The sequence below is a fragment of the Enterococcus sp. NBRC 3427 genome (assembly GCF_007996925.1).
Taxonomy (GTDB): domain Bacteria; phylum Bacillota; class Bacilli; order Lactobacillales; family Enterococcaceae; genus Enterococcus_B; species Enterococcus_B lactis.
The window spans coordinates 70223-89288 of the sequence record NZ_BJLL01000003.1 but is presented as its reverse complement, the minus strand read 5'-3'; the positions used below and the strand labels follow the sequence as shown (position 1 = coordinate 89288).

Below are 19066 nucleotides of genomic sequence, written 5' to 3'. Positions count from 1 at the left end.
AATTAATAGATATGACTACGATAGAGCCCTACTACTCGTCCTAATATAGATACTTGATCTAAAATGATTGGTTCGAGTAAGTCGTTTTCAGGTTGAAGACGGAAGTAGTTTTTTTCTTTATAGAATCGTTTGCAAGTCGCTTCATCCTCTGCAGTCATTGCAATGACGATATCACCGTTTTGTGCAGTTTCCTGCTTCCGAACGATCACGTTGTCGCCATCCAAAATTCCAGCATTGATCATACTATCTCCACGAATCGTCAGCATAAAGAGACTGCCTTCTTCAGAAGAAAGATTAGGAGGGATCGGAAAGAAGTCCGAAGCATCCTCTACTGCTAAAATTGGTTCTCCAGCTGTTACTACGCCAAGTACTGGAATAGTTGTTGGACGAATCCCAATCTTTTCTAAACCTTGTTTTGTCAACTCGATTGCACGAGGTTTCGTCGGATCTCTTTGGATAAACCCTTTTTTTTCAAGCCGTGCAAGATGACCGTGAACAGTAGAAGTAGAAGAAAGCTGAACAGCTTCTCCGATTTCACGGACAGTTGGCGGGTATCCTTTTTGGGTTACTTGTTCATGGATATAACGTAAGACTTCAATTTGTCTTGATTCAGTTTGTCGGGCCACAAGGTACACCTTCTTTCACTTGATAAATAAATAGTACCATATAAAAAGCGCTAAATCAAACGAATGTTCGTATTTTATTTAGTTTATCTAGTTGTTTTTTTTTCAGTTTTTATATAATATGAAGGAGAGTAAAAGGAGGGCTGAGCATGCTGTCACCTGAAAAAATAGAGCGGATCAATGAACTTGCACGTAAAAAGAAGGAAAATGGTCTCTCGAAAGCCGAAGAACAAGAACAAATCAACTTACGCAAAGAGTATTTGGAAGCTTTTCGTTCCGGTATGCGTCATCATATCGAAGGAATGAAAATCGTCGATCCTGAGGGCAATGACGTAACCCCGGAAAAATTAAAAGAAATCCAAAAGAAAAAAGGCTTACACAACCGAAATGACAACTTTTAGTAAAAAATACTGAAAATGATTGCTTTTTCGTGTGACATCTTATAGAATGAAAGTGTAAGAAATAAAGGTAAAAAAAACCTAAATTAATAGGAGGGGTTATTTTGTTTGACAAAATTGACCAACTTGGCGTTAACACAATTCGTACATTAAGTATTGAAGCAGTCCAAAAAGCAAATTCAGGACATCCTGGATTGCCGATGGGCGCAGCACCTATGGCATATGCGTTATGGACAAAACACCTGAAAGTAAATCCAACGACATCGAAAAATTGGGCTGATCGCGACCGTTTCATTCTTTCAGCAGGACATGGGTCAGCAATGTTATATAGTTTACTTCATTTAGCTGGCTATCAAGTGACAATTGATGATTTGAAACAATTCCGTCAATGGGATTCTAAGACACCGGGACATCCTGAAGTCCATCATACAGATGGTGTAGAAGCTACTACAGGCCCATTAGGCCAAGGGATTGCAATGGCTGTTGGTATGGCGATGGCAGAAGCACACCTTGCAGCCACTTATAACAAAGAAAACTTCAACGTAATGGATCACTATACGTATGCAATCTGTGGGGATGGAGACTTGATGGAAGGAGTCTCTCAAGAAGCAAGTTCGATGGCAGGTCATATGAAGTTAGGTAAATTAATCGTTTTATATGATTCAAACGATATTTCATTAGATGGTCCAACTTCAAAAGCGTTCACAGAAAATGTTGGTGCTCGTTATGAAGCATATGGCTGGCAACATATCTTAGTGAAAGACGGAAATGACTTAGAAGCAATCTCTAAAGCGATTGAAGAAGCAAAAGCTGAAACAGATAAACCAACGTTGATCGAAGTAAAAACAGTCATCGGCTACGGTGCTCCTAAAGAAGGAACATCTGCTGTTCATGGTGCTCCTCTTGGCGAAGATGGTATCAAGATGGCTAAAGAAGTTTACGGATGGGATTATCCAGACTTCACTGTTCCCGAAGAAGTAGCTGCCCGCTTCCATCAAACAATGATAGAAGAAGGACAAAAAGCTGAAGATGCGTGGAATGAAATGTTTGCCAATTATAAAAAAGCTTATCCTGAATTAGCGCAACAATTTGAAGATGCCTTTGATGGAAAACTGCCAGAAAACTGGGATGCAGAATTGCCGACTTATGAAGTAGGAAGCAGTCAAGCAAGCCGTGTTTCAAGTAAAGAAGTCATCCAAGAATTATCGAAAGCTATACCAAGTTTCTGGGGCGGTTCAGCAGATTTATCAGGTTCCAATAATACAATGGTAGCTGCTGATAAAGATTTTACTCCTGAACATTATGAAGGACGTAACATCTGGTTTGGCGTTCGCGAATTTGCGATGGCTTCGGCTATGAATGGTATCCAACTTCATGGCGGAACTCGTATCTATGGCGGAACATTCTTTGTCTTTGTCGATTACCTAAGACCAGCTGTTCGTTTAGCAGCGATTCAACATACGCCTGTTGTTTACGTTTTGACACATGACTCCGTTGCTGTCGGAGAAGACGGACCAACACACGAACCGATTGAACAATTAGCTTCTGTTCGTTGCATGCCTGGTGTCCAAGTGATTCGTCCAGCAGACGGAAATGAAACACGTGCTGCTTGGAAAGTGGCGATGGAGACTACTGATGCGCCTACTATCCTTGTATTGAGTCGCCAAAACCTTCCTGTATTGCCTTCTACAAAAGAAGTAGCAGATGAAATGGTCAAAAAAGGCGCGTACGTTCTTTCTCCAGCTAAAGGAGAAACACCAGAAGGTATTTTGATTGCAACTGGTTCTGAAGTTGATTTAGCCGTGAAAGCTCAAAAAGAATTGGCAGAAAACGGGAAAGATGTTTCTGTTGTTTCTATGCCAAGCTTCGACCTGTTTGAAAAACAATCTTCTGAATACAAAGAAAGCGTACTTCCTAAAGCAGTGAAGAAACGCGTGGCGATCGAAGCTGCTGCATCATTCGGATGGGAACGCTATGTGGGGACAGAAGGAACAACGATTACCATCGATCATTTCGGTGCATCTGCTCCTGGTGCTAAAATTTTAGAAGAGTTTGGATTTACAGTAGAAAATGTTGTGAATACGTACAATCAATTATCATAGACACCAATCATTGTTTGAATGATCAAGACAGCTGTCTGCAAGTTGGAGGCAGCTGTTTTTTATGTGGTGGAAAGAATGAGTCAATGTTACTTTTCGTTTTCTGTTATATTACATTTAAATGACAAAACAAAGAATTCTTCGGATTAGTTTGTGTTTCTTGAAAATTAAAAGTATAATTTAATTAATTAAGTTTGTTTTAAGAAGAGAACTTTTTATTAAGTTTTTTTATTTTGAGGAGGAATTTGAATGCAAGAGCTGAAGACCCGCAGTGCCCGACACCATAGACCTAAAAGAAACATGGTGATCAATAAAAAAGCGATTGCTCCTTTAATTGGAACGAGTCTTTTAGTTGGGCCGATGATGGTTACAGCGGTACCGCAAAGTGTTCATGCAGATGAACAAGGATCTCAAACAGTCGCTGATCCTCAAGCGTTTATCGATCAAATCGGCTGGTCTGCATCAGAAGTTGCTGCAAGTAATGACTTGTATGCTTCAGTCATGATCGCTCAAGCGTTGTTGGAAAGTGCATATGGTACTTCCGGATTAGCTAGTGCGCCCAATTATAATTTGTTCGGTGTAAAAGGAAGCTATAACGGACAGGTCGTTTATATGGCAACCAAAGAATATGTAAACGGACAATGGGTAACGATGAATGAACCATTCCGAAAATATTCTTCTTATTGGGAATCCTTCCAAGACCATGCAAATGTTCTTCGTTCAACCAGTTTTTCAACAGGCGATTATCATTATGCTGGTGTATGGAAAAGCAATACAACAAGTTTTTATGATGCAACAGCGTACTTGACAGGTCGTTATGCTACCGATCCAGATTATGGGACCAAATTGAACTCATTAATTAATACTTATAATTTAACCCGTTTTGATACACCATCAACTGGTTCGGCGACCACAACTACCACAAGTACAACAACTACTACGACGACGACTTCAACGTCATCATCATCTTCGACAACAGGCGCGGATACAAATAGTAGTCAAACATATACAGTTGTATCAGGAGATACGCTATGGGATATTGCACAAAAATTTGGCATGTCTGTTGATGATCTAATGGCGAAAAACGGTATGTCCATGTCCAGTTATTCTTTATTAGTCGGACAAGAACTAAACGTTTGATTTAGATAAAAAGGCAAAGAAACTACCATATCTGGTATATCTTTGCCTTTTTTTGCTAGTCAAAGACGAATCACTCGCCAGAAATGAACAGATTGTATTATGATAAGTAGGAAAGAGCAAAGACAAGGGGGAATTGAAGATGACAGCTATCTATAACTCAGTCACCGAATTGATTGGTAAAACGCCAATCGTCAAATTAAATAAAGTCGTACCAGAAGATTCAGCAGATGTATTTGTGAAACTTGAGTTTTTTAATCCAGGAGGAAGTGTAAAGGACCGGATTGCTCTAAGTATGATAGAAAAAGCGGAACATGATGGATTACTGAAACCAGGAGATACCATCATTGAACCTACTTCTGGAAATACAGGAATCGGATTGTCGATGGTAGGAGTCGCGAAGGGATATAAAGTCATTATCGTGATGCCTGAGACGATGAGTATCGAAAGACGTTTATTGATGAAAGGATACGGCGCAGAGTTGATTCTGACGCCCGGTGTGGATGGTATTTCTGGATCCATTAGAGAAGCAGAACGTTTGGCAAAAGAAAATGGCTACTTTTTACCATTACAATTTGAAAATGAAGCAAATCCTCTTGTACATGAAAAAACGACTGGTCCAGAGATTCATCAAGCCTTTGGAGTAAATGGATTGGACGCTTTTGTCGCAGGTATCGGGACAGGCGGGACAATCACTGGCGCTGGCCGAGAATTAAAACGTGTGTATCCAAAGATCGAATTAGTTGGGGTAGAACCGGCAGAATCTGCCATTTTAGAAGGAAAAGAAGCAGGTCCTCATAAAATACAAGGGATCGGTACAGGATTTGTTCCTAAAACATTGGATACCTCTGTATATGATAAAGTCCTTTCTGTGACTGGAGACGAAGCGATGGAAACAGCTAGAGAAGTCGGACGAAAAGAAGGAATTTTAGTTGGTATCTCATCTGGCGCTGCAATTGCTGCTGCATTAAAAGTCGCAAAAGAACTAGGGAAAGGCAAAAAGGTATTAGCAGTCGTTCCCGACAATGGTGAACGTTATTTATCTACAGCCCTTTACCAAGAAATATAAGTAAACTTGTTTCTCTATAAATAGGTTTATGTGGAAGGCTTTTACAGATGAAAAGAAAACACAAAAATCTATGATAAGAAAAGAGTTAGTTGAATAGAGACGTAGAATGGTGAACATGACTGTTTTACGTCTTTTTTTCATTAAAATACAATAAAATTGAATTTTCTTTTCATGTTAAGTGGATTTTAAAATGTAAAAATAGTATGATAAGACGAGAATAACAACGTGGGGTGTTTACATGGAAAATAAGTTAGTCGAAGAGGTTATCGAAAAGTTAAAAAAAGAGAACATTCGAATCACACCTCAACGGTACGCGGTTTTAGAATATTTGATTGAACATCATTCCCATCCAACAGCTGATGAGATTTATAAAGCACTTGAACATCGTTTCCCAAACATGAGTGTTGCGACCGTTTACAACAATCTTCGTCTGTTTACTTCGATTGGATTTGTTCAAGAAATGAAGTACGGCGATGCTTCTAGCCGTTTTGATTTCAGCTCAAAGCGTCACTATCATGTGATTTGCGAAAACTGCGGTAAGATCGTTGATTTTCATTACCCAGGGTTAGAAGATATAGAAATGGCTGCGAGTAGGCTGACTGATTTTGAGATTAACGAACATCGGCTGGAATTGTATGGACTTTGTCCAGACTGTAAAGAATCAGCAAAAAAGGCACAAATGTAAAAACAGTTTCTACAAGTGTTACACCTAAAAAAGCTGGCTGCGTAAAAAAACGCTAGCTTTTTTTATTTTTTTGTCTTTTGTTCACAAACACAAACGTTAAAGTGAATGTTATCACAATTATAACCTTGCTAACAATGGATTTCTATGATTGTAAATGAGTAAAACTACAAATAAACCTTTGTGAATTCACAAGCATTAAACTGTTGTATCCGTTTTATTTCTGTTATAGTAATTTTGTCGAAGGACAAAATGTTAATCGGAGGGACCATAAATGAAAGTAGTAGTAATTGGCTGTACTCATGCAGGTACTGCAGCTGTAAAAAGTATTTTAAAAAATCATCCAGAAGCAGAAGTGACAGTATATGAAAGAAATGACAATATTTCTTTCTTATCTTGCGGTATTGCACTTTATGTCGGCGGAGTAGTAAAAGACCCAGCAGGCTTGTTCTACTCAAACCCTGAAGAATTATCTTCATTAGGAGCAACAGTTAAAATGGAACACGATGTAACAGACGTCGATACAGAAAATAAAACAGTGACGGCAAAAGATCTGAAAACAGGAGAAACAGAAACGGTTTCTTATGATAAATTAGTAATGACAACTGGTTCATGGCCTATCATCCCACCGATTAGTGGAATTGATGCAAAAAATGTACTCCTATGCAAAAACTACAACCAAGCAAATGAAATCATTGCACAAGCAAAAGAAGCAAAACGTGTAGTAATCGTTGGTGGTGGGTATATCGGTATTGAATTAGTCGAAGCTTTTGTCGAATCTGGAAAACAAGTAACATTGATTGATGGGTTAGATCGCATCTTGAACAAATATCTAGATAAACCATTCACAGATATCTTAGAAAAAGAATTGACAGACCGCGGTGTCACTCTTGCATTAGGTGAAAATGTTACTGAATTCATCACAGATGAAGAAGGAAAAGTGAAACAAGTAGCTACACCAACAGATACATTTGATACAGATATGGTTATTTTATGTGTGGGCTTCCGTCCAAATACAAAACTGATCGAAGGAAAAGTAGAGACACTGCCAAACGGGGCAATCAAAGTAAATGAATACATGCAAACAAGTGATCCAGACATTTTTGCTGCTGGAGATTCAGCAGTAGTCAACTACAATCCAAGTGGCACACAAAACTATATTCCACTGGCAACAAATGCCGTGCGCCAAGGATTGCTTGTAGGAAATAACTTGACAGAGCATAAAATGGCATATCGTGGGACTCAAGGAACTTCAGGACTTTATCTATTTGGCTGGACGATTGGCTCGACAGGAGTGACCAAAGAAAGCGCAACATTGAACGATCTAGAAGTCCAAGCAACGGTATTTGAAGACAATTATCGTCCAGAGTTCATGCCGACTACTGAAAAAGTAATGATGGAGTTAGTTTATGAAAAAGGCACAAATCGTATCGTTGGTGCTCAGTTCATGTCTAAATACGACATTACGCAATCAGCAAATACTATGTCTTTAGCTGTTCAAAATAAAATGACTGTAGAAGATCTTGCTCTTTCAGACTTCTTCTTCCAACCACATTTTGACCGTCCTTGGAATTACTTGAACCTACTTGCACAAGCAGCGCTAGGCGAAATCGAAACAGCACAATAAAGAAAGACAGACGAGAGCGGTTATGAAAAAGCTGTTTAGCTTTGATTGATTACCGTTTATTTTGGAAAAAGGGTTGTGACGCGTTTTTTGTCACGACCCTCTGTCTTTTTGTGAAAAGTGCAATTAGTTGTCTTTCTTCGCATTTTTTGTCACAATAAGCAACAAAGATAAAGCTGTTACATAAAAGAACAAGCAGTTTTACTTGAACTTGAAAAGAAAGGTGAGAAAGAAGATGAATAAAGAATATTTTGTCCAACAAGATGCATTTTTAGAAGATTATAAAAATGTTGCGAAGGAGTCGACGATCAATATAGATAAGTTGGCGGAGCAAGTGCTCTCTCAATTGAATGAAACACAAGAGGAATATTATACGATGCCAGCAGAAGATGCGAAAGATAATGCTTCTCATCGTTTTCCTTTCAGTCGACGCATCTACTCAGATGAAAATGACGGCACATTGAATACGGAGTACACATATGAAGGACAGCCGTATGAACTAGAAACAGAAGATGATGTTTAAACACCGTTTATTCGGAAAAAAGGGTTGTGACATTTTTGTCAACACCCTTTTTTCTTGATTTCATTCTTATTTTTACTATAAAATCCTTTTAGCTTTGTTGTTTAGGAAACAAAAAAATAATATAATGAAAGAAAAAGAAGGTGTAGAAATGGATAAAAGACAGCTGCTAATAGAAGAATATCTGGATTTAGCTAATGAGATTATTCATCGTAATAAACCAGAAATGGAAAAAGAATTTGTAGGATTTACGCTAAATGAACTAGAAGTGATTGAACATATCGGGAAAATCCCTGATCCTAATGTGACAAAATTAGCGAATGCTAGTTATATGACTAGAGGAGCCATCAGTAAGCTAACAAAAAAACTGATAGCCAGAGGGATCATAAACACTTATCAAAGCGAAGAGAATAAAAAAGAAATCTATTTTCAATTGACGCCAATCGGACAAAAAATAAGGAATAGACATGAGCAGCTCCATCAAAAATGGGTACAGCGAGATGCTGCTGTATTTGAAAATATGTCAAAAGAAGAATTTGACACAGTATTTCGTTTTATCGGTCGATACAGAGAATTTATACGAAGAAGCAAATGAAACTAATGTTTTATATTGTAATAATAATAGGCAAAGATCATAAGTAAAAACCCGAATATCGTCGGAAGAAATGGTGCTGCAGCATAAAGTTGCCCTGCGATTAGCGGGCCGATGACGCGCGATAGAGATTGTATACTTTGGGTACCGCCCATTACAAGACCTTGCTGGTTATCTGAGACAGAATTGGATAGTTGTCCATTGAATACAGGAGTAAAAATAGAATCGCCGAAACCATAACAGATAATCCCAAATAAAAACAAAATCGGCAGTAGAAGAATTCCAGATAATGTGATGAATAGATAGGCGAGGATTTCACTGAACATCCCTATTCTTGTGATCTGCTGTTCTGAAAATTTTTTGAGCAATCGAGGCATAATGAACAATTGCGAGACAATATCCAAGATTCCAATCAAAGAGAAGCTTAAACCAACCAACCCAGCCTTCCACTGAAAGGCGTCAATCGAAAATTGAGAAAAGATAGATTGAAGAGAGCCAGCTGCTAACCAAACAGCAAAACCTGCTGTCAATAAAGGAATAACGGATGAAATCTTGAATAATTGTTGTAATTGGTGAAAAGGTCTTACATGGGAGAAACTTAAATCTACTGAACGTTTTTTTATTGGAAGGCTTTCTTGCAAAAATGTGTAGCCATAAACGGCATTTAAGAAAGTAAAGAGAGCTCCAATAAATATAGGAACAAAATTCCCCAACTCAGTTAATAGGCCCCCTATAATAGGACCAAGCGTTGTTCCTATACCGACTAAAGCACCCATCCATCCAAAAACTTTGGTTCTTTCATTAGGTTCCGTAATGTCGGCAAAGTAAGCATATAAGGTGGAGATTTCTCCTGCCGTCAATCCTTCAATGATACGACCAAGGAACAACATCCATATCGAATTTCCTAAACCAAAAATCAAATATCCGATACTTGATCCTAATAAACTGATAATAAGGATCGGGCGACGCCCAAAATGATCACTTAAGCTACCGAGAATGGGGGCAGATAAGAAGGCAGCTAGAGCATAAACAGACATGAGCAAAGTGATATAGAAAGCTTGCTGATGTACGGAGTGGGAATAAGGCAGCGCTAAAAACGGAAGTACAGGACTGACGATAGTAAATCCTAATCCAGTGAATAAGACAGAGACGTATCCAAAAACTTTAGAATGTTTATTTGTGAAACTGTACATTAAAAAAACTCCTTTATGAAATAATGTTAACTTGGAAACAAAAATAGTGTATAGCAATTTTGTTTCCTTGTCAACATTCTAAGGAACAGCAAAATCTGCTTAATTTATTTATTCCGAAAAGTGAAGGTGCGCATCAAAAACATGAACAAACAAAAAACAAGTAGACGACACTATAAATCTGACCAATCATTGAAGTAATAGAAAAGAAACCTGTTCTTGCTTCCCATGTTTTTTTTACGTATACTGTGATTGAGCGGAGGAGAAATCATGTTGAATTTAGAAAATTACTTAAGCGCTGGACAAACAGTCATATCTAATCTTTTACTTAAAAATTATCATAGGATCGGTCTACAATCTGAAGAATTTTTATTTGTGCTACAGTTGCACATGGCACAGCTTGAAGGAGATACTTTCCCTGATTTGCAGATGATTGCTATGGATATGGGAATCAAACAAGATCAGATTTTTAAAATACTGGATCGTCTCGTAACAAATGGGTTTATCAAGATAGAAACGACGATTGTCAACGGTAAAAAAGCAGATCGATATAATCTTTACCCCATTTATAGTCAATTAGGTGAGTATTTAAAAACACAAGAAAAAAAATACGAAGAAAAAACACAAGAAAAAGAAATCCAGTCAGTGTATCAATTATTTGAACAAGAATTTGGACGCCCGCTTTCTTCGATCGAGTTCCAGCGGATCGGACAATGGCTAGAAGAAGACCATTATCAGCCGGAAATTTTGAAGCTAGCACTGCGAGAAGCCGTATTGAATCAGGCTTATAGTTTTAATTACGTTGACCGCATTTTGCTATCGTGGGAAAGAAAAAATCTACGTACAAAACAGCAAGTAGAAGAAGACCAAAAACGAAGAAAACAGCAACTTCTTCAAAAAGAAGTAGAGCAGCCAACTCAACAAGAAGAATTGCCAAAAGTTTCGCTGAAAAATTGGTTGGAGGAGTAGCAGAATATGTTAAGCAAACAAAAGACAATGGAAGCTCTAGAAACGATGTATGAAATGTTCCCAGAAGCACACGGAGAACTGAAACACAATAATCCATTTGAGTTATTGATTGCAGTGATCTTAAGTGCCCAAGCGACAGATGTATCAGTAAATAAAGCAACGCCAGATTTGTTTGCCTCCTTCCCAACACCTGATGCATTAGCAGATGCTTCGATCGATGAAATCATCCTCAAAATAAAAACGATTGGTTTGTATCGTAACAAAGCAAAAAATATCAAAGCGTGTGCGCAGCAGCTGATTGAACGTTTCGACGGACAAGTGCCAACGACAAGAGAAGAATTGATGTCTCTTCCTGGCGTGGGCAGAAAAACGGCAAATGTCGTATTAGGAGATGCATTCGGGATACCAGCAATCGCAGTAGATACCCATGTTGAGCGTGTTTCAAAACGACTGAGGATCTGCAAACTAGATGCCTCGGTCATGGAAGTAGAAGAAACACTGATGCGGAAAGTGCCGCAAGAATTATGGGTAAAGACACATCATACACTGATTTTTTTCGGTAGATATCATTGTACAGCAAGAAATCCTAAGTGTGAGGTGTGTCCTTTGCTATCAATATGCCAAGATGGGAAAAATCGGATGCGCCTAAAAGAAAAGACGCTAAAAAAGAAACCACGCCTGTAGACGTGGTTTCTTTTTTCTATCTGTTTCCAGAAGCTGAGGTGCTACTGGATGGTGTATGGTCATTTGCAGCATCCGCTCCGCTAGTTGCTGGCTCACTAGAAGAAGCAGGAGGAGCAGATGAAGACGGCGTCGAGCTTTCTTCAGATGAAGAAGAAGGAACCGTCGTTGATGACGCTGGCTCACTTGTCTCTGCTTTCGTGCTTTCTGTTGACGACTCAGCGGTTGATTCACTTTGACTAGTAGTGCTAGTTTGAGTCGTCGGCTCTGTTGTTGAACTTCCAGGAGTCTGGACATAGCTGGAAGAAGGAATAGTTGTTGATGGCGCAACTGTGCTTGATTTCACTGTATATTGATCCTTATAGTACAGTTCACCGCCCACACGAATCAAGCCACTTGGCATCTCCCAGTCTGTATTTGTCACGTTAGCTGAAACATACTGCATAAGCTCGCGATAAACATCAGAGGCCACGTGTGACGATTCTGAAGTGACAGGTGTCATTTTCTTGTTGTAACCTGTCCACACGGAAATCGAATAATTTGGTGTATAGCCCGCAAATAGGATATCTGGATATACACCAGAAGAAATACCAAGTTTCGCATACTCGTCATCTGTATAATTTGATGTTCCGGTCTTACCGGCTTGATATAACCCAGCGATTTGCGCATTCGTACCAGTACCTTCAGTGATTGTATCTTTTAAAATATCTGTAATCATATAAGCTGTTTCTGGAGACATGGCTGTTTTTCCATCTGGTTCATAAGTTTCTTCTGTACCGTCTTGGAAGACGATTTTATTAACATATTGAGGTTTGTAATAGGTTCCTCCATTGGCGAAAGCCGCATAGGCTGCTGCCATTTTTAAGGAAGAAGCTCCGTATTTTGTCCCATCTTGTTCTTCCGTATTACTAGAGATCGCATTCGATTGATGGATCGTACTGTATTCGATCCCAAGATTTTTTAAGAAAGAAGCCACTTTATCTGAACCAACTTCATTGAATAATTTGACTGCTGGAACATTACGGGATAAGTAAAGTGCTTGGCGTAAAGTAATGGTGCCCATATATTGATTATCCCAGTTTCCTACAGGTGTAGAAGTACCTTCATAGTTATACGGTGCGTCAGTAATAGTTTTTCCAGTAGAATATTTCAAATATTCAAAAGCTGGTCCGTAATCTGTGACAGGTTTCATCGTAGAACCAAAATCACGGGAAGTATTCACTGCTAAGTTGTTGCCTAAAGTCACGTCTTCTGCGATGTGACGCCCGCCAATCTGGGCTTTGACTTTCCCAGTATTTGTGTCGATAAGCGTGGAGGCAACTTGCATCTCGTCGTCTGGATAAGAGACATACTGATCCGTATTGACGATATCATATAGTTTCTTTTGAGCATCCAGATCCAAATTCGTATAGATCTCTAAACCGTCTGTGTAGACATTCTTATCTGTTTTTTCTTGTACTTCATTGATGACTTCTTTGACATAATTATCGACGATCTTAGTGTTGTCATCAGATTGAGTCAGCTCTTGCAAACCATCCGTTACCGGTACATTAACAGCTTGATCATATTCTGTTTGAGAGATTTTTTCGTTTTGAAGCATCGTATACAAAACAGTATCTCGTCTTTTCTTCGCCTGATCGGGATAAACATAAGGATCATAGGCAGAAGGGGCTTGCGGCATTCCAGCAAGCAATGCTGTTTGTGGTAAAGAAAGTTCTGATAGTTTCTTACCAAAGTACATCTCAGAAGCTGTCTCCATCCCGTACAAACCATTTGACATGTACACTTTATTTACGTAGTAGGTCAAAATTTCTTGTTTCGATTTTTTCTGTTCCAATCTTACAGCCATCCACGCTTCTTGAGCCTTACGTTTCAGAGTCTGATCCTCGGCGCTGGTGGAGAAGAAGGACAGTTTGATCAATTGTTGTGTCAAAGTACTTCCGCCTTGTAGACCGCCAGAGGTGAAATTAGAAAGGGCAGAACCGATGATCCGAATAGGGTCGACCCCGATATGTTTATAAAAACGGCGATCTTCTACTGACACGATCGCATCTTCCAATGTTTTCGGTAATTCATTTGCAGAAATCTTTTCTCGCTTTTCCGCACCTAGATCTTCGAATAATTCACCATCTTGTGTATATAATTTGGAAGATACGGTAGCGTCTAATTTTTTATCTGTCAATTCGGGTGCATCTTTTGCGTAATACCAGAACAGTCCTACACCTGCTAAAAAGAGGATACAGAAAAACGAGAGGATGCCTAAAAGGATCTTGATAAACAATCCTTTTTTATGTGGTCCAGAAGACTTCCCAGAACCTTTGCCAGAATTCTTCTTCACACTCTTTTTAGGAGTAGGCTGTTTCTGTCGTCTAGAGCTTCTAGTTTGTTCATTTGCCATTCTTGCTTTCTCCTTCAATAGATAATGTTGATAAATAGAAGTCAACCGCGTCCAAATAAGGAATCCGCGGAGAAATACCAGTTTTGATCTCTATTCCTAGTTCTTCGATCAAAGATAAAGGCAGTGATTTGCGTCCTTTTTCCTTTTGGGCATCCCAGTAAGCAATCAAATGAACACTATTCAAATAAAAACAGCGTTTCAAAGTCGAAAACCATAATAAGACAAAGCAGACTCCTTTTTGTTCGAGGCATGCTTTCATGTGTTCGATTTGATGGGCATGGAAGTTTTTAAAGGGAAACGATGTTTTGTTCTTGGTTTCTTTTGCTTCAAAGTCCAAGTAAAAGCCTCGATAGACGCCATTATAGTCTGTGGTTGAGGCTTGGGTAAAGTAGGCTTCTTTGATCACAGCAGCGCTTCTCTTAGGATAGTCTACTTTCACGATTTGGATAGGGGTAGGCTTTTTATGGATAACTGCCAACCCGCGGGAAAGATAATACTCATTACTTTCATTGATTGCTTCTTCAAAGCGCATCCCCCGATTGCCGAATTCGGTGATTTGTTTTCTTTTTTCTTGAATTTTTTCGACGGGAGAGGCATTCTTATAATAAGGTTGGCCGTTTGGATAGCGCAATACCATCTTTAATCACACTCCTAGGCCACATTATAGCAAAAAAGCAGATAGAAAGAAAAGGAATCTGAGATGGATAAGTCAAAAGTAATCTATGTGTCTGGGTATCGAAGTTTCGAACTCGGTGTTTTTAAAGAAAATGACCCTAAAATCCAAGTTGTTAAAAATGTTTTAAAAAGGGAACTCCGTCAGTTAGCAGAAGAAGGGTTGGAATGGGTACTTGTCAGTGGGAATTTGGGCGTTGAACTATGGACCGTGCAAACGGTAGCGGAATTAAAAGAAGAATATCCGGAACTTTCCCTTGGTATTTTGTATCCTTTTGCTGATTTTGGTAATAACTGGAATGAAGGGAACCAAGAGAAAAAACAATTAGCAGAACAATTAGCAGATTATGTTGAAGCTGTTAGCCATCAACCCTACCAATCACCTAGTCAGCTAAAGAATCATACTCGTTTTATACTTGAACATACAGTAGGCTGTCTGCTGATCTATGATGAAGAATTCCCTGGGAAAACGAAGTATTTTTTTGAAGATGCACAGAATTACCAAGCAGATCATCCCTACGAAATTCGGCTGATCAGTATGGACGATCTTCAAAATTTTAGTGAATAATCGATATTGTGTTTGATTTATCAACTTTTTTCCTATACAATGAAAAAGGTAGAAATGTTATTACGTAAATGAAAACTAGAGGTGTAAATATGGCGAATTTGGTTTATAGTCCTAAAGACATTTTACAACAAGAATTCAAAACAAAAATGCGCGGCTATGATCCCGTTGAAGTTGATGAATTCTTAGACAATATCATCAAAGATTATGAAACTTACAGCAAAGAACTCCTTGCTTTACAAGAAGAAAACGATCGATTGAGTGCGAAAGTAGCTCAATTATCTAAAACTCAAGGAGCAGCTCAAACACGTGTGCAACAAACAGAAGCACCGAAGAGCGCAGCAGTAACCAATTTCGATATCTTAAAACGCTTGTCAAACCTTGAACGTGAAGTATTCGGTAAAAAGCTTGATCAACAAGCAAGTGCAGTCAAACCAGCACAACCTAATCCAAATAACTACACAAATGCAGATACAAGCTTAGATGATAATGAAAAAACACGTCAATTTTAATTTTTGACTAATGAATTTGCGGTTTTCGGGTAATCGCGGTCTGACTTGATCAGGCTGAGGAAAGTCCATGCTCGCACAGGCTGTGATGCCTGTAGTGTTCGTGCTTAGCGAAACCATAAGCTAAGGTACTCTTTGGAGTAACGGCAGGAAAACAAGCTAAGGCTTCGGCTATGCTTAAGTATCCTTGAAAGTGCCACAGTGACGAAGCGGCTGGGGAAACCCATCCGGTGGAACGCGGTAAACCCCTCGAGCGAGCAACCCAAACAATGGTAGGGGCGCTTTTTGTCTGGAAGAAGAACAAGACAAAAAGGCAGTACAACTGCAGATAGATGGTTACCGCTTTGCTTTTTCTCCCTGGAAAAGCAAAGTACAGAACATGGCTTATAGAAAACCGCAAACATCAGGGAATAAGGTCGTGACAAAAGTATTTTGTTCTTATTACAAAACAGACTTTTGTGTCACCGGTTATTCGGAGTTTGAGTAAAAGCGTGGGGTAGGACTGACTGATGTCCCACCCCCCTTTTTTTATAAATAAGGAGATTATGTATGGAAAAAAACAGGAAGTTCAACCTCGTCGCAACTGCGGCAAGCGGTCTCGAAGCGCTGGTTGGTAAAGAATTAAGAGATCTTGGAATTGAATGCCAAGTTGAGAACGGACGTGCACGATTTGAAGGAACAATGGAAACGATCGCTACAGCTAATTTATGGTTACGTACAGCAGATCGAGTAAAAATCGTGGTTGGGGAATTCGATGCGTATACGTTTGATGAATTGTTTGAAAACGTAAAAGCATTGCCTTGGGAAGATTTTCTTCCACTAGATGCAGCTTTCCCTGTAGCTGGAAAATCAATCAAGTCGAAACTATATAGTACACCTGATTGCCAGGCAATCACAAAAAAAGCAATTGTTGAACGTCTTCGTACGTATTATCATCGTCCAGCTTCTGTTCCGCTGACGGAAACAGGCGCACATTTCCAATTGGAAGTAGCTTTGCTGAAAGACCATGTGATGGTAACTTTGGATACGACAGGACCAAGTTTATTCAAACGTGGTTATCGCTTAGAAAAAGGTGGTGCACCATTGAAAGAAAACATGGCGGCCGCGCTTGTGATGCTGACAAATTGGCGGAAAGATCGTCCATTTTATGATCCTGTATGTGGTTCAGGTACGCTTTGTATTGAAGCAGCCTTAATAGGTCATAATATCGCACCAGGATTCAATCGCGAGTTTGCTTGCGAATCTTGGGACTGGTTCAGTCAGGAAATCATGGAAAATGTTCGATCAGCTGCAGAAGAAAAAGCAGATTATGATATTGAATTAGATATTACTGGTTCAGATATCAATGGACGGATGATTGAAATTGCCAAAGCCAATGCAGAAGAAATCGGGCTAGGCTCTTCGATTGTCTTTAAACAACAAGCAGTGAAAGACTTCAAGACAGATAAAGAATATGGGGTCATCGTTGCTAATCCGCCATACGGAGAACGACTAGGAGAAGAAGAAACCGTTCGAAAATTATATAAAGAAATGGGCGATGTATTCCGTCCATTAAAAACATGGAGTAAATATATCTTGACTAGCGACTTAGCGTTTGAGGAATTTTACGGACAAAAAGCAACCAAAAAAAGAAAATTGTATAATGGTGCTTTGCGTACGGATCTGTTCCAGTATTGGGGAACTCGTCCGCCTAGAAAAAAAGAGAAAGACGAATAATCTGACTAATTGATTCATTCAATTGGATGTTTGGAGGAATAGGGAATGAAAGAAAAAGAGTTTTTACAAGAAGTAAAAGAAATCAATCTTCTACAACAAGCTTTAGGAATCCTCGATTGGGATACACAAACAGGTATGCCAGAAAAAGCTAGTGCATACCGGAGTGAAGTAGATAGCTATCTTTACAGTATTTATTTTTCAAAAAAGATCGGTCCAAAAATTAAAGAAGCCATTCGCTATTTTTCTGAACATCCGGAAGAATTATCGGAAGTCGGAACGTCCGTTTTTGACAAAGTAAAAGAAGAGTATGATTTAGAATATCGCGTACCGGAAGATCTCATGAGAAAATATACAGCTGCTGTTTCTTCCGCTCATGGTCAATGGCAAAAAGCTAGAGAAACACAACAGTTTTCTGATTTTCAAGAAGCATTGGACCAAAATATCGAATTGACAAAACAATTGATACCTTATTGGAAAAAAGAAGAAAAGACAGATTATGATGTTTTGCTGAACCAATATGAACCTGGGATGACTGTTGAAATCCTCGATAAGGTATTTGATCAACTCAAAGAAGGAATTCTTACGATCCGCCGTACGCTCCAAGAAAAAGGGACGGAACCTGAAACAGACTTCTTAAATCGGAGAATGACAAAGGAACAACAGAAGAGATTTGTAGTAAAAGTGATCGAACAACTTGGTTATGATTTTAGTCGTGGTCGTCTAGATGACACTGTCCACCCATTCATGACTGGAATCAATCCAAATGATGCACGGATCACGACACGCTGGAACGAAACAGATTTCAAAATGGCTGTTTTTGGAGTGATCCACGAGGCTGGTCATGGAATGTATGAACAAGACATCGATGATAAATATGCTTATACACCGGTTTATCAAGGTACATCAATGGGTATTCATGAATCACAATCGTTGTTTAATGAGATCATTGTGGGAAGTAGTCGCAGCTTCTGGAAAAAGCAATATCCTTTCTTCCAGGAATGTGCAGAAGGAACATTCGATGATATTCCTTTTGACAAGTTTTATCGTTCATTGAAACATACACAATCAAGTTTGGTTCGTATCGAGGCAGACAGTTTGACTTACCCTCTCCATATCATCATTCGTTATGAAATCGAAAAAATGATTTTCAATGAAGGGGTAGATGTTGCTGAATTACCTGAAATATGGAATAAAAAATATGAAGAGTATCTGGGAATACGACCAACAAATGATGTGGAAGGGATCTTACAAGACGTTCATTGGTCAGGTGCAAGCTTTGGTTATTTTCCATCTTATGCATTGGGGTACATGTATGCGGCACAATTACTTCATTCATTGCAGCAAGAAATAGATGTGGAAAATGTTCTAGCGTCAGATGATTACTCTCCAATCAAAAATTGGATGTCAGAGCATATCCATCAATATGGTGCATCTAGAAAGCCAAATCAATTGATTATGGATGCAACGCATGAATCACTTAATCCACAATATCTGATCGATTACATGAGAGAGCTATATTTCAATGTATATCAGGTAAAATAAAACCTATTTATAAAGATAGCTGGAATTCATCTAATCGATTAGATGTTTTCAGCTATTTACTTAAGAAAGAAGTGGACTGG

General features: G+C 39.0%; 18 protein-coding genes and 1 other RNA gene. 15 read left to right on the top strand and 4 right to left on the bottom strand.

Features of this window, described 5'->3' with window-relative positions; all coding sequences use genetic code 11:
- Window positions 1-2: 2 nt before the first annotated feature.
- Window positions 3-626 carry a transcriptional repressor LexA gene (gene lexA / locus ESP02_RS01475; protein ID WP_002309378.1) on the bottom strand — a complete coding sequence of 208 codons (624 nt, stop codon included), beginning with the start codon at window positions 624-626 and terminating at the stop codon, window positions 3-5.
- 146 nt (window positions 627-772) lie between these two features.
- Here lexA and ESP02_RS01470 point away from each other — a divergent pair, with 146 nt between their 5' ends.
- From ESP02_RS01470 to ESP02_RS01435, 8 genes are all read left to right on the top strand, one after another.
- Window positions 773-1024: a DUF896 family protein gene (locus tag ESP02_RS01470; RefSeq protein WP_002309377.1), complete on the top strand. Its 252-nt coding sequence runs from the start codon at window positions 773-775 to the stop codon at window positions 1022-1024.
- A 101-nt stretch (window positions 1025-1125) separates the two neighbouring features.
- The gene (gene tkt, locus ESP02_RS01465; RefSeq protein WP_002309376.1) at window positions 1126-3123 is read left to right on the top strand and encodes a transketolase; all 1998 of its coding nucleotides are present in this window, start codon (window positions 1126-1128) and stop codon (window positions 3121-3123) included.
- 246 nt (window positions 3124-3369) lie between these two features.
- Window positions 3370-4260 (top strand): glucosaminidase domain-containing protein, encoded by an 891-nt coding sequence (locus ESP02_RS01460; RefSeq protein ID WP_010732669.1) that lies wholly within the window; start codon window positions 3370-3372, stop codon window positions 4258-4260.
- Between the two features lie 139 nt (window positions 4261-4399).
- Entirely contained in the window at window positions 4400-5326 is a 927-nt protein-coding gene (gene cysK / locus ESP02_RS01455) for a cysteine synthase A (RefSeq protein ID WP_038398898.1), read from the top strand.
- A gap of 238 nt (window positions 5327-5564) precedes the next feature.
- Entirely contained in the window at window positions 5565-6011 is a 447-nt protein-coding gene (locus ESP02_RS01450) for a Fur family transcriptional regulator (RefSeq protein WP_002289542.1), read from the top strand.
- Between the two features lie 271 nt (window positions 6012-6282).
- Window positions 6283-7635, top strand: coding sequence for an NADH oxidase (locus ESP02_RS01445; protein ID WP_002309372.1), 1353 nt, complete (start codon window positions 6283-6285; stop codon window positions 7633-7635).
- 232 nt (window positions 7636-7867) lie between these two features.
- The gene (locus tag ESP02_RS01440) at window positions 7868-8155 is read left to right on the top strand and encodes a DUF5960 family protein (RefSeq protein ID WP_002372384.1); all 288 of its coding nucleotides are present in this window, start codon (window positions 7868-7870) and stop codon (window positions 8153-8155) included.
- Between the two features lie 148 nt (window positions 8156-8303).
- Window positions 8304-8747 carry a MarR family winged helix-turn-helix transcriptional regulator gene (locus ESP02_RS01435; protein ID WP_025478245.1) on the top strand — a complete coding sequence of 148 codons (444 nt, stop codon included), beginning with the start codon at window positions 8304-8306 and terminating at the stop codon, window positions 8745-8747.
- A 2-nt stretch (window positions 8748-8749) separates the two neighbouring features.
- On the opposite strand, the gene ESP02_RS01430 is transcribed toward ESP02_RS01435, so the two are convergent.
- Window positions 8750-9937, bottom strand: a complete 1188-nt coding sequence (locus tag ESP02_RS01430) for a tetracycline resistance MFS efflux pump (RefSeq protein ID WP_002372386.1) — start codon at window positions 9935-9937, stop codon at window positions 8750-8752.
- Between the two features lie 267 nt (window positions 9938-10204).
- Between ESP02_RS01430 and ESP02_RS01425 the strand changes: the two genes are divergently transcribed.
- Window positions 10205-10903: a DnaD domain protein gene (locus tag ESP02_RS01425; RefSeq protein ID WP_002372388.1), complete on the top strand. Its 699-nt coding sequence runs from the start codon at window positions 10205-10207 to the stop codon at window positions 10901-10903.
- Window positions 10904-10909: 6 nt separating this feature from the next.
- Window positions 10910-11587, top strand: a complete 678-nt coding sequence (gene nth / locus ESP02_RS01420) for an endonuclease III (RefSeq protein WP_002309365.1) — start codon at window positions 10910-10912, stop codon at window positions 11585-11587.
- 16 nt (window positions 11588-11603) lie between these two features.
- Here the strand turns inward: nth and ESP02_RS01415 are convergent, their stop codons facing one another.
- Window positions 11604-13982: a PBP1A family penicillin-binding protein gene (locus ESP02_RS01415; protein ID WP_146925974.1), complete on the bottom strand. Its 2379-nt coding sequence runs from the start codon at window positions 13980-13982 to the stop codon at window positions 11604-11606.
- Window positions 13972-14619, bottom strand: coding sequence for a Holliday junction resolvase RecU (recU, locus tag ESP02_RS01410; protein ID WP_002309362.1), 648 nt, complete (start codon window positions 14617-14619; stop codon window positions 13972-13974). Before recU ends, ESP02_RS01415 begins: the two co-directional genes overlap by 11 nt.
- A 63-nt stretch (window positions 14620-14682) precedes the next feature.
- On the opposite strand from recU, the gene ESP02_RS01405 reads away from it, so the two are divergent.
- From ESP02_RS01405 to ESP02_RS01385, 5 genes are all read left to right on the top strand, one after another.
- Entirely contained in the window at window positions 14683-15222 is a 540-nt protein-coding gene (locus tag ESP02_RS01405; RefSeq protein ID WP_002372392.1) for a DUF1273 domain-containing protein, read from the top strand.
- Window positions 15223-15311: 89 nt separating this feature from the next.
- A complete protein-coding gene (gene gpsB, locus ESP02_RS01400) occupies window positions 15312-15731 on the top strand; it encodes a cell division regulator GpsB (protein ID WP_002295835.1) in 420 nt (139 codons plus the stop codon).
- 21 nt (window positions 15732-15752) lie between these two features.
- Window positions 15753-16120: RNase P RNA component class B (rnpB, locus tag ESP02_RS01395), an RNA gene on the top strand.
- Window positions 16121-16277: 157 nt separating this feature from the next.
- On the top strand, window positions 16278-17444 hold the full coding sequence (locus tag ESP02_RS01390; RefSeq protein WP_002372394.1) for a class I SAM-dependent RNA methyltransferase: 1167 nt from the start codon (window positions 16278-16280) through the stop codon (window positions 17442-17444).
- Between the two features lie 45 nt (window positions 17445-17489).
- Window positions 17490-18986, top strand: coding sequence for a carboxypeptidase M32 (locus tag ESP02_RS01385; protein WP_038398901.1), 1497 nt, complete (start codon window positions 17490-17492; stop codon window positions 18984-18986).
- The last annotated feature ends 80 nt before the right edge of the window (window positions 18987-19066 follow it).